Below are 9,785 nucleotides of genomic sequence, written 5' to 3'. Positions count from 1 at the left end.
TGACCGGACTGCGCGGTCTGCCCCGGGTACGGGACCTCCGGCGGGAGCGGGTGGTGCTGCGTGTCGTCCTGCGAGGAGGCGGGCGCGGCCTCGGCCGCCGGGGCCGGGTTCTTCTTCGCCTGGCTGCGGGCCCGCAGGACCTCGACGACGATCGGCACGACCGAGATCAGGACGATCATGATCAGGATCATCTCGATGTGCTCGTGCACGAAGTCGATCTGGCCGAGCGCCGCGCCGAGGAGCGTGACGCCCGCACCCCACAGGACGCCGCCGATGATGTTGAAGACGACGAACGAGCGGTAGTTCATGCGGCTGACGCCGGCGATGATCGGGGTGAACGTGCGCACGATCGGCACGAAGCGGGCCAGGATCAGCGACTTGGGCCCGTGCTTCTCGAAGAAGACGTGCGCCTTCTCGACGTTCTCCTGCTTGAAGAGCCGGGAGTCGGGGCGCTTGAACAGCGCGGGCCCGACCTTGCGGCCGAACAGGTAGCCGACCTGGTCGCCGGCGACCGCGGCGAGCACGATCAGGGTGCAGACCAGCCACAGAGGGGTGTCGAGCTTGTTGGTCGTCACGAGCAGACCGGTGGTGAAGAGCAGCGAGTCGCCCGGCAGGAAGAACCCGATGAGCAGCCCGGATTCGGCGAAGACGATGACCAGGACACCGATCAGACCGAAGGTCTGGATCAGGTAGTCCGGGTCCAGCCAGCTCGGGCCGAGCGCAAGCGTATTCACGGGTCCGGACTCCTGGGTGTGGGTGGTCGGGCGGGGTTCGGTCGGCACGCACCGGTGGATGCACCGCGGGCCAAAGCTACAACGCGCCTGGGCAGAGGCTGGTTCCAGCGGGCCGGACCAGACTAGCGGACGGAAGTGGTCAAAATTGATCACTGCGATCCGGGTCCGACACCCTCCGAGCCCGCACCCGATCCCGCGCCGCCGGTGGGGGCGTCGGCGACCGACCACCGCCCCCACCGGGCCGTCCTACGTGTTCCGCAGCGCGTTGGCGAGGATCGCGTCCCGCAGGAACGCGGCCATGCCCGGCCGGATCGCCTCGTAGTACGCGGTGAAGCGCTCGTCCGCGACGTACATCTCCCCCAGGCCGACGTGGATCTCGTAGGTGCAGTCGTAGTAGTTGCGCCGGATCAGTGCGCGGGCCTCCTCGGCGAGATCCATCGCGGCCTCGTCCGCGGCGTCCGCGCCGGTGGCCATGAGCGCGGCGAAGCGGTTGTTCCAGTCGGTCTGCTCGGCCTGGACGCGGATCCAGTCGTCCTTGGTGTACGCGGCGGTGCGCCGGGCGGACTCCGCGTAGGCGTCCGTGCCGCCCCAGCGGTCCTCCGCCTCCGCCGCGTACCGGTCGGGGTCGTGGTCGCCGAAGACCTCGAACTTCTCCTCGGGGGTGAGCCTGATGCCCATCTTCTGTGCCTCCATGGCGGTAGCGACGGCCGCGGCCATCTCCTGGAGCCGCTCGATCCGCGCCGACAGCAGGGCGTGCTGCCGCCGCAGGTGGGCGCGGGGGTCCGCGTGCGGGTCGTCCAGGAGGGACGCGACCTGGTCGAGGGGGAATCCGAGCTCGCGGTAGAAGAGGATCTGCTGCAGCCGGTCGAGGTCGCCGTCGCCGTAGCGCCGGTGTCCCGTGCGGCTGCGCGCGCTCGGCGAGAGCAGCCCGATCGCGTCGTAGTGGTGCAGCGTGCGCACCGTGACGCCGGCGATCCCGGCGACCTGCCCCACCGAGTAGTCCACGTCGACCACTCCACTCCTCGGGTTCCCGTCCGGCCGTACCGCGGCTCTCGCGGTACGTGCCCCAGCGTGGCTCCTCACGTCGCGTGAGGTGCAAGCCCGCGGGGCGGGGTGCTCCGACGGGCGTCGGCCCGCACGTCGACTTACCGTGCAATCAGGATCATTCCGGCACCACGCGAGGAGCATCGCCGATCATGTCGCCGCTGCACAAGGGAGAGGCCGGGCCCGGCCGTCCGCACGCCGTGAACCCGTTCTTCGGAGAGGCGGACCCGGTCGCGGACATGACCGAGGCGCCGCCGACCGAGCGGCTCGGCGAGCAGCCGCTGCCGCCGGCCACCGCGTACCAGCTGGTGCACGACGAGCTGATGCTCGACGGGAACTCCCGGCTCAACCTCGCCACGTTCGTCACCACGTGGATGGAGCCGCAGGCGGGCGTGCTGATGGCGGAGTGCCGCGACAAGAACATGATCGACAAGGATGAGTACCCCCGCACCGCCGAGCTGGAGCGGCGCTGCGTGGCGATGCTCGGTGAGCTGTGGCACGCGCCGGAGGCCGTCGGCTGCTCGACGACCGGGTCGAGCGAGGCGTGCATGCTCGCCGGGATGGCGCTCAAGCGGCGGTGGGCGGCGCGGACGCCGGGCTATCCGGCGACGGCCCGCCCGAACCTGGTGATGGGCGCGAACGTGCAGGTCTGCTGGGAGAAGTTCTGCACCTTCTGGGAGGTGGAGGCGCGGCTCGTCCCGATGGAGGGCGACCGCTTCCACCTCGATCCGCAGGCCGCGGTCGAGCTGTGCGACGAGAACACGATCGGCGTCGTGGCAGTGCTCGGCTCGACGTTCGACGGCTCCTACGAGCCGGTCGCCGCGCTCTGCTCCGCGCTTGACGAGTGGCGGGAGCGGACCGGGCTCGACGTCCCGGTCCATGTGGACGGCGCGTCCGGCGGCATGGTCGCCCCGTTCCTCGACCCCGACCTGGTCTGGGACTTCCGGCTGCCGCGGGTGGCGTCGATCAACACCTCGGGGCACAAGTACGGCCTTGTCTACCCGGGGGTCGGCTGGGCGCTGTGGCGGGACGCGTCGTGCCTGCCGGAGGAGCTGGTGTTCCGGGTGAACTACCTCGGCGGGGACATGCCGACGTTCGCGCTGAACTTCTCCCGGCCCGGCGCGCAGGTGGTCGCGCAGTACTACACGTTCCTGCGGCTGGGCCGGGAGGGCTACCGGGCGGTGCAGCAGGCCGCCCGGTCCGTCGCCACCTCGCTCGCGGACCGGATCGGGGCGATGGACGACTTCCGGCTGCTGACCCGGGGCGACGAACTGCCGGTGTTCGCCTTCACCACCGCGCCCGGGGTGACCGCCTTCGACGTCTTCGACGTCTCACGGCGGCTCCGCGAACGCGGCTGGCTCGTGCCCGCGTACACCTTCCCGGCGAACCGGGAGGACCTGTCGGTGCTGCGCGTCGTCTGCCGCAACGGCTTCTCCTCGGACCTGGCCGAGCTGTTCCTGGGGGACCTGGAGTCCCTGCTACCGGAGCTGCGGGCACAGGACGGGCCGTTGCGACGGGGAGCGAGCGGGCAGCGCGGGGCCACGGGCTTCCACCACTGAGCCGGCGCGGGACGGAACGGCTTGCGACGCCCGCGCCCGCGCGTCGGCGGGCACACGGGCTGCGCCCGGCATGCGGAAACGCCCGCCGCGCGCACGCCTCACCCGGCCTCCGGCCGGTTCGCCCGGCGGGCGCGGCCGCCCGGGACGTGCCGCCCCGCCCCCTGTCGCCTACCCGCTCAGGTGGGCGAACCGCCGTACCGCCAGCGGGAAGAAGACCGCCGTGAGGGCCACCGGCCAGGCGAGGGCGAGGAGTTCGGCGTGGTCGGAGGCCCAGCTGCCGGGCGCGCCGGTCGGGTTGCCGAAGAGGTCGCGGGCCGCGGTCGCCGTCGCGGAGAGGGGGTTCCACTCGACGGCGGCGCCGAGCCAGCCGGGCATGGCCTCGGGGGTGGCGAAGGCGTTGGAGAAGAAGCCGATCGGCCAGACGAGGATCTGCACCGCCTGCACCAGCTCGGTGCGGCCCGCGACCATCGCGAGGTGGATGCCCGCCCAGAGCATCGCGAACCGCAGGAGCAGCAGCAGGCCGAGCGCGGCGAACCCCGCGGCGAGGCCGCCGTTCCAGCGCCAGCCGAGGGCGAGGCCGACGCCGGCCATGACGGCGAGGGCGACCGCGGACTGGATCATGTCGGCGGCCGCGCGTCCGACCAGGACCGCACCGGACGCCATCGGCATGGCGCGGAAGCGGTCGATGACGCCCTTCTGGAGGTCCTGGGTCACCGCGAGCATGGTCGCCTCCAGGCCGAAGGCCATGGACAGGGCGAGCATGCCGGGGAGCAGGTAGGCCATGTAGTCGCCTTCGAGGCCGCGTCCGCCGCCGATGAGGTAGCCGAACATCAGCAGCAGCATCACCGGGAAGACCAGCCCGACGACGACCTGTGCGGGCTGCCGCCCCCAGTGGGCGAGCTCGCGCCGGGTCATGGTCCAGCAGTCGGCGAGGGTGTGGGCGAACCGGTGCTCCGGCGCTACGGACGGAGCCGGTGAGGAGGGTCGGGAGCCGTCGGCCCCGAGGGGAGTGGTCAAGGACGGACTACTCATGCGGCAGCCTCCTCGGGCGTCGGTGCGGATCCGTGCGGCGTCCTCGAAGAGGCCCCGGTCAGGTGCAGGAACACCTCGTCCAGCGTGGGGCGGCGGATCGCCACGTCCTCTGCGTCGAGGCCGGCGTCCTCCAGGGCGCGGACCGCGGCGGCCAGGGCGGCGACCCGGCCGCCGGGCGGCACGGGCGCGGTGACGCGCCGCCGGTCGGGGTCGGCGGCGGCCTCGGGGCCGAGCAGCCGGGCCGCGTCCGCGACCTGCCCCGCGTCCCGCAGGACGACCTCGACGCGGTCGCCGCCGGTGCGGGTCTTCAGCTCGTCGGCGGTGCCCTCGGCGACGACCCGGCCGCCGTCCACGAGCGAGATCAGGTCCGCCAGCCGGTCGGCCTCCTCCAGGTACTGGGTGGTGAGCAGCACGGTCGTGCCGCCGCCGACCAGGGAGCGGACGGCGTTCCAGACCTCGGTGCGGCCGCGCGGGTCGAGGCCGGTGGTGGGCTCGTCGAGGAAGAGGACGGCGGGCTCGGTGATGAGCGAGGCGGCCAGGTCGAGCCGGCGGCGCATGCCGCCGCTGTACTGCTTGACGGCCTTGCGCCCCGTGTCGCCGAGGTCGAACCGGGTGAGCAGCTCGTCGGCGCGGGTGCCGGCCCCGCGGGCGCCGAGGTGGTGGAGCCGGCCGAACATCTCCAGGTTCTGCCGACCGCTGAGCTCTTCGTCGAGAGCGGCGCTCTGACCGAGCAGGCCGATGCGGCGGCGGACCTCGCGAGGGCGTTCGACGACATCGACGCCGGCGACGCGGGCGCGGCCGCCGTCCGGGCGCAGCAGCGTGGACAGGACGCGGACCGCGGTGGTCTTGCCGGCTCCGTTCGGGCCGAGGACGGCGTGCACGGTGCCGGCGGCTACGGCGAGGTCGAGGCCGTCGAGCGCACGTTTCTCCCCGTACCGCTTCTGGAGTCCTTCTACGACGATCACGCTGCCTCCTGGTCGGGCGTCGGGCATCGGGCATCGGGCCATGCCGATACGGCACCCCTCATTGATCAAACTTGACTACCGGGGCGCAACCGGAAAGTACACCCGCGGGGGAAGGTCGTCAAACTTGATTAGTCAGGACGGGCCACCGCTGCCGACACAGGCCCCCGGCGTCACCGCATGTCGTCCGGGTGCACGTAGTCCGTCGCGTACGGGTTCTCCTCGTCCTCCGGCAGGACGCCGAAGAACGGGTCGCCCTCCCCCGCGAAGACGTACGCCCCGCCCTTGATGCGCTCGATGAGACCGCGGGTCCAGTCCGCGCCGGCGTCGGCCGAGTGCAGCCACATGTTCATGATCTCGCCGATGTGGCCGTACTGCCCCGGCCCCTCCTCGGGGACGTAGTGGTCGGTGACCGCCTTGCGCCACTCCGCGAGGCCCGCCAGCCGCTTCTCGAGGAGCTCGACGGCCTCCCTCCGCGGCAGGTCGACGATGAAGCCGATGCCCGCGGAGAGCACGTCCGTCTTCTCGTCGTGCGCGGACACCGCTTCGCGCAGGAGCTGGAAGTACTCGTCGCCGCCGCGCGGGGTCAGCTCGTACTCGACGCGGGGCGGGCCGCCCGCCGTGGAGGGGGCGACCTCGTGGGCGAAGAGGAGTCCCTGCTTCGCCATCTGCTTGAGCGCGTGGTAGATCGACCCGGGCTTGGCGTTGGACCACTCGTGGGCGCCCCAGTACTCCAGGTCGTTGCGCACCTGGTAGCCGTGCGCCCGGCCGTGCTGCCGCACGGCGCCGAGGACCAACAGCCGGATCGCGCTCATGGCTCCGCACCTCCCGTACCCCCGCGCCCGCCGGAGCGGGCACGGACTCGTCAATTTTGACGAGGGTACGGGAGGGCGTGCGGCCCCGGGGGCCGCCGGGAGCGGCCGGGCCGGCGGTCGGGGTGGGCCGGAACGGGAAGGGGCGGGTCAGAACGGGAAGTGGGTGCGGCCGTTCTGGATGGAGACCCACTTCTGGGTGGTGAAGACGTCCCAGTTGGCGTCGCCGTTCAGCCGGCCGAGGCCGGAGCGCTTCTCGCCCCCGAAGGGCACGATCGCCTCGTCGGCCACCGTCCCGTCGTTGATGTGGATCATGCCGGTCCGCACCCGCCGCGCGAGGCGCACCCCGCGCTCGACGTCCGCGGTGTGCACGGCGCCGCTGAGGCCGTAGGGGGTGTCGTTGGCGATGCGGATCGCGTCGTCCTCGCCGTCGAAGGGGATGATCAGCGCCACGGGGCCGAAGACCTCCTCCTTCAGGATCGGCGCGTCGGCGGCGATGCCGGTGAGGACGGAGGGCGAGACGAGGTTGCCGTCGGCCTCGCCGCGCAGCAGCGCGGTGGCGCCGTCGGCGATGGCCTGGTCGACGGTGGCCGTGATGTTCTCGGCCTGCGTGGCGTTGATCAGCGGGCCGATGACGGTGTCGGGCGAGGTCGGGTCGCCGACCTTGAGGGTCCGCACCTTCGCGACGAACTTCTCGGTGAACTCCGCCTCCAGGCTGCGGTCCACGAGCACCCGGTTGGCCGCCATGCAGACCTGGCCCTGGTGCACGTACCGGCTGAAGACCGCGGCGTCGACGGCGTAGTCGACGTCGGCGTCGTCCAGGACGATCAGCGCGCTGTTCCCGCCGAGCTCCAGCACGAACTTCTTGAAGTTCGCCGAGCAGACGGTGGCCACGTGCTGGCCGACCTTGTCGGAGCCGGTGAAGGAGATGACGGAGGGGACGGGGTGTTCGAGCAGCGCGTCGCCGATCTCGGCGATGTCGGTGACGACCACGTTGAGCAGGCCCGGGGGCAGGCCGGCGTCCTCGAATATCTTGGCCACGAGGGTGCCGCCGCAGACCGGGGTGTTCTGGTGCGGCTTGAGGACGACCGCGTTGCCGAGCGCGAGGGCGGGGGCGACGGACTTGATCGAGAGCAGCAGCGGGAAGTTGAACGGGCTGATCACGCCGACCACGCCGACCGGCTCGCGGTAGACGCGGTTCTCCTTGCCGTCGACCGGCGACGGGATGATCCGCCCCTCCGGGCGCAGCGCCAGCTGGATCGCCTCGCGCAGCATCTCCTTGGCGAGGTGGAGCTCGAAGCCGCCCTTCAGCCGGGTGCCGCCGAGTTCGGCGATGATCGCCTCGCCGATCTCCTCCTCGCGCTCCTCAATGATCCGGATGGCGCGCTCGAAGACCTGCCGGCGGGCGTACGGGCTGGTGTCGGCCCAGGCCTGCTGGGCGCGCTCGGCGGCCCGGTAGGCCTGGTCGACCTCGTCGACCGTCGCGACGGTGATGGATGCCAGCTTGTCGCCGTTGTAGGGGTTGAAGTCGACGATGTCCCAGGAGCCGCTGCCCGGCTTCCACTCGCCGTCGATGTACTGCCGGTCCAGTTCCGTGAAGAAGGAAGCCATGAGATCCCCTACTGCAGACGTCAACACCTGATGTCGCGTCATCGTACTGATGTGGCAACCGAGTTGGGGTGTTCGTCTCGATCGGGCCACGGGTTGGCCGAGCGTGACACCGGGCAGGTGGCGGGCAGGACGCGGGAGGGTTGGCGCCTCAGATGAGCTGGAGCAGCCCGCGCAGCAGGTCGCGGGTGTCGCCCGGGTTCGGGCTCTCCTCGGTCAGCCGGGCCATCGCCCGGTCGTACAGGGCCACTTCCTCGTGCTTGTCGATGTAGAGCGCGCCGGTGAGCTGCTCCAGGAAGACGACGTCGGAGAGGTCGGACTCAGGGAAGCCGAGCAGGGTGAAAGCCCCGCCCTCCCCCGCGTGGCCGCCGAAGCTGAACGGCACGACCTGGAGAGTGACGTTCGCACGCTCGGAGATCTCGATCAGGTGCTGGAGCTGGCCGCGCATGACGTCGCGGTCGCCGTAGGGGCGGCGCAGCGCGGCCTCGTCGAGGACGCAGGTCAGGTGCGGGGCGCGCTCGGAGACGAGGATCTTCTGCCGCTCCAGGCGGAGCGCGACGCGGCGTTCGACCTCGGCGGCACCGAGGTTCGGGGCGCCGCGGGTGACGACGGCGTGCGCGTAGTCGGCGGTCTGCAGCAGGCCGGGGATGAACTGGACCTCGTAGCTCCTGATGCTCTCGGCGGCGCCCTCCAGGCCGATGTAGGTCTGGAACCAGCCGGGCAGCACGTCGGAGTAACTGTGCCACCAGCCCGCGACGTTGGCCTCCTTGGCCAGCGAGAGCAGGGCACCCCGGTCGGCGGGGTCGGTGACGCCGTAGAGCGTCAACAGGTCTTCCACGTCACGGGACTTGAAGCTTACCCGCCCCAACTCCATCCGACTGATCTTGGATTCGGACGCGCGGATCGAGTAGCCGGCGGACTCGCGGGTGATCCCCCGGGACTCGCGCAGCCGGCGCAGCTGGGACCCCAGGAGGATGCGCCGGACCAGAGAGCCGTTCGGTTCACCTGCGGCTGCGGTCGTCATGTCTGCGAGCCCCTCCCTGTCGTGCCGGCGCAGAACCGCCGGTGGGGCGGCGGTCTTCGGTGATGCAGTCTGCCATTAAACGCTTCGGGCCGTACACGTTCGATTACAGAAACGGAAAGTCTTGTCCGGGGCCGTAAATGAGTTGCGGGAATAAAGGGGGCGGTGGGGTCAGGAAGGGGACAGAAGGGTCGGCTGCACGTGCATCTGCCCTTGCATCAGCCGTACGCATTCGGAACCATGGCTCGCGCGCGCCGAGCTCGATGTCGTGCTTCGTGTTGTTCGCCTCACCCGCACCGTCCGTACCACCGGCACCGTTCTCCACCGCCGTGCCGCCCGCGCCGCCGCTCGACCGCACCGCCTGCTTGTCTGCACCGCCTCGCGCCATCCGCTGTATCGCTTCGTACGCGAATCCCGGGAGTGCCTCGCATGGGGACGAATGGATCGACCATGCTCGAGCCTTTGAGGCGGCAGCTGCCGCCGTTGGACGTGGGAGACGTGGACGGATCCGCCTCCTGTGCGCTGCCCGCCCGGCTGGACGCGGTGCGGGGGGCGCGGAGGTTCACGCACGAGACGCTGGAGGGGTGGGGGCTCGGGGAGCGCTTCGACGACGTGTCGCTCGTCGTCTCGGAGCTGGTGACGAACGCGTTGCGCCACGCGGTGACGGGCGCGGCGGCGAACGGCGGTTCACCTGAGGCGGGCTGTCCGCGGTCCGAGCCGGAGCCGCCGGTGCGGCTCCATCTCATGCGCTGGTCCGAGCGGTTGGTGTGCGCGGTGCGCGATCCCAGCGAGGTGAGCCCCGAACCGCGGCGCGAGGACGAGGACTTCGCGGCGGAGTGCGGGCGGGGCCTCTTCCTCGTCGACTCGTTCAGCGACAGCTGGGGGTGGCACCCCCTGGTCGGCTCCCGCCGCGGCAAGGTGGTCTGGGCGCTGTTCCGGGTGTAGGCGTGGGCGGGCCCTGGGGGGACCGCCCATCGGAGGACCGAAGGCCCGCCCGGGGGGCCCCGCGGGGC

The 9,785-nt window shown here is 71.5% G+C and carries 9 protein-coding genes; 2 read left to right on the top strand and 7 right to left on the bottom strand.

Features of this window, described 5'->3' with window-relative positions; translation table 11 throughout:
* The coding region (locus ACFWEG_RS04355; protein ID WP_387209029.1) for a DedA family protein at nucleotides 1–734 on the bottom strand (734 nt) is incomplete at its 3' end.
* Nucleotides 735–980: 246 nt separating this feature from the next.
* On the bottom strand, nucleotides 981–1,739 hold the full coding sequence (locus ACFWEG_RS04350; RefSeq protein ID WP_387209027.1) for a MerR family transcriptional regulator: 759 nt from the start codon (nucleotides 1,737–1,739) through the stop codon (nucleotides 981–983).
* 191 nt (nucleotides 1,740–1,930) lie between these two features.
* Here ACFWEG_RS04350 and ACFWEG_RS04345 point away from each other — a divergent pair, with 191 nt between their 5' ends.
* Nucleotides 1,931–3,337 carry a glutamate decarboxylase gene (locus ACFWEG_RS04345; protein ID WP_387209025.1) on the top strand — a complete coding sequence of 469 codons (1,407 nt, stop codon included), beginning with the start codon at nucleotides 1,931–1,933 and terminating at the stop codon, nucleotides 3,335–3,337.
* Nucleotides 3,338–3,505: 168 nt separating this feature from the next.
* Here the strand turns inward: ACFWEG_RS04345 and ACFWEG_RS04340 are convergent, their stop codons facing one another.
* From ACFWEG_RS04340 to ACFWEG_RS04320, 5 genes are all read right to left on the bottom strand, one after another.
* On the bottom strand, nucleotides 3,506–4,252 hold the full coding sequence (locus ACFWEG_RS04340; protein ID WP_387209138.1) for an ABC transporter permease: 747 nt from the start codon (nucleotides 4,250–4,252) through the stop codon (nucleotides 3,506–3,508).
* Nucleotides 4,253–4,365: 113 nt separating this feature from the next.
* Nucleotides 4,366–5,361 carry an ATP-binding cassette domain-containing protein gene (locus ACFWEG_RS04335; protein ID WP_387209136.1) on the bottom strand — a complete coding sequence of 332 codons (996 nt, stop codon included), beginning with the start codon at nucleotides 5,359–5,361 and terminating at the stop codon, nucleotides 4,366–4,368.
* Nucleotides 5,362–5,504: 143 nt separating this feature from the next.
* Nucleotides 5,505–6,146 carry a PadR family transcriptional regulator gene (locus ACFWEG_RS04330; protein WP_387209023.1) on the bottom strand — a complete coding sequence of 214 codons (642 nt, stop codon included), beginning with the start codon at nucleotides 6,144–6,146 and terminating at the stop codon, nucleotides 5,505–5,507.
* A 147-nt stretch (nucleotides 6,147–6,293) separates the two neighbouring features.
* Nucleotides 6,294–7,754, bottom strand: a complete 1,461-nt coding sequence (locus tag ACFWEG_RS04325; RefSeq protein WP_387209021.1) for an aldehyde dehydrogenase family protein — start codon at nucleotides 7,752–7,754, stop codon at nucleotides 6,294–6,296.
* Nucleotides 7,755–7,902: 148 nt separating this feature from the next.
* Nucleotides 7,903–8,775, bottom strand: coding sequence for a helix-turn-helix domain-containing protein (locus tag ACFWEG_RS04320; protein ID WP_387209019.1), 873 nt, complete (start codon nucleotides 8,773–8,775; stop codon nucleotides 7,903–7,905).
* A gap of 426 nt (nucleotides 8,776–9,201) precedes the next feature.
* Here ACFWEG_RS04320 and ACFWEG_RS04315 point away from each other — a divergent pair, with 426 nt between their 5' ends.
* Nucleotides 9,202–9,717 (top strand): ATP-binding protein, encoded by a 516-nt coding sequence (locus ACFWEG_RS04315; RefSeq protein WP_387209017.1) that lies wholly within the window; start codon nucleotides 9,202–9,204, stop codon nucleotides 9,715–9,717.
* The last annotated feature ends 68 nt before the right edge of the window (nucleotides 9,718–9,785 follow it).

The organism is Streptomyces sp. NPDC060194, from assembly GCF_042728285.1.
GTDB lineage: Bacteria > Actinomycetota > Actinomycetes > Streptomycetales > Streptomycetaceae > Streptomyces.
Note: the sequence above shows the minus strand (reverse complement) of the source record. Positions and strands in the feature narration are given on the sequence as shown.

Bases quoted from the DNA above. Each gene is read 5' to 3' on its own strand.
- ACFWEG_RS04345 (WP_387209025.1), top strand. From the start codon at position 1,931: ATGTCGCCGCTGCACAAGGGAGAGGCCGGGCCCGGCCGTCCGCACGCC.
- ACFWEG_RS04320 (WP_387209019.1), bottom strand. From the start codon at position 8,775: ATGACGACCGCAGCCGCAGGTGAACCGAACGGCTCTCTGGTCCGGCGC.
- ACFWEG_RS04330 (WP_387209023.1), bottom strand. From the start codon at position 6,146: ATGAGCGCGATCCGGCTGTTGGTCCTCGGCGCCGTGCGGCAGCACGGC.
- ACFWEG_RS04325 (WP_387209021.1), bottom strand. From the start codon at position 7,754: ATGGCTTCCTTCTTCACGGAACTGGACCGGCAGTACATCGACGGCGAG.
- ACFWEG_RS04340 (WP_387209138.1), bottom strand. From the start codon at position 4,252: ATGACCCGGCGCGAGCTCGCCCACTGGGGGCGGCAGCCCGCACAGGTC.
- ACFWEG_RS04335 (WP_387209136.1), bottom strand. From the start codon at position 5,361: ATGCCCGACGCCCGACCAGGAGGCAGCGTGATCGTCGTAGAAGGACTC.
- ACFWEG_RS04315 (WP_387209017.1), top strand. From the start codon at position 9,202: ATGGGGACGAATGGATCGACCATGCTCGAGCCTTTGAGGCGGCAGCTG.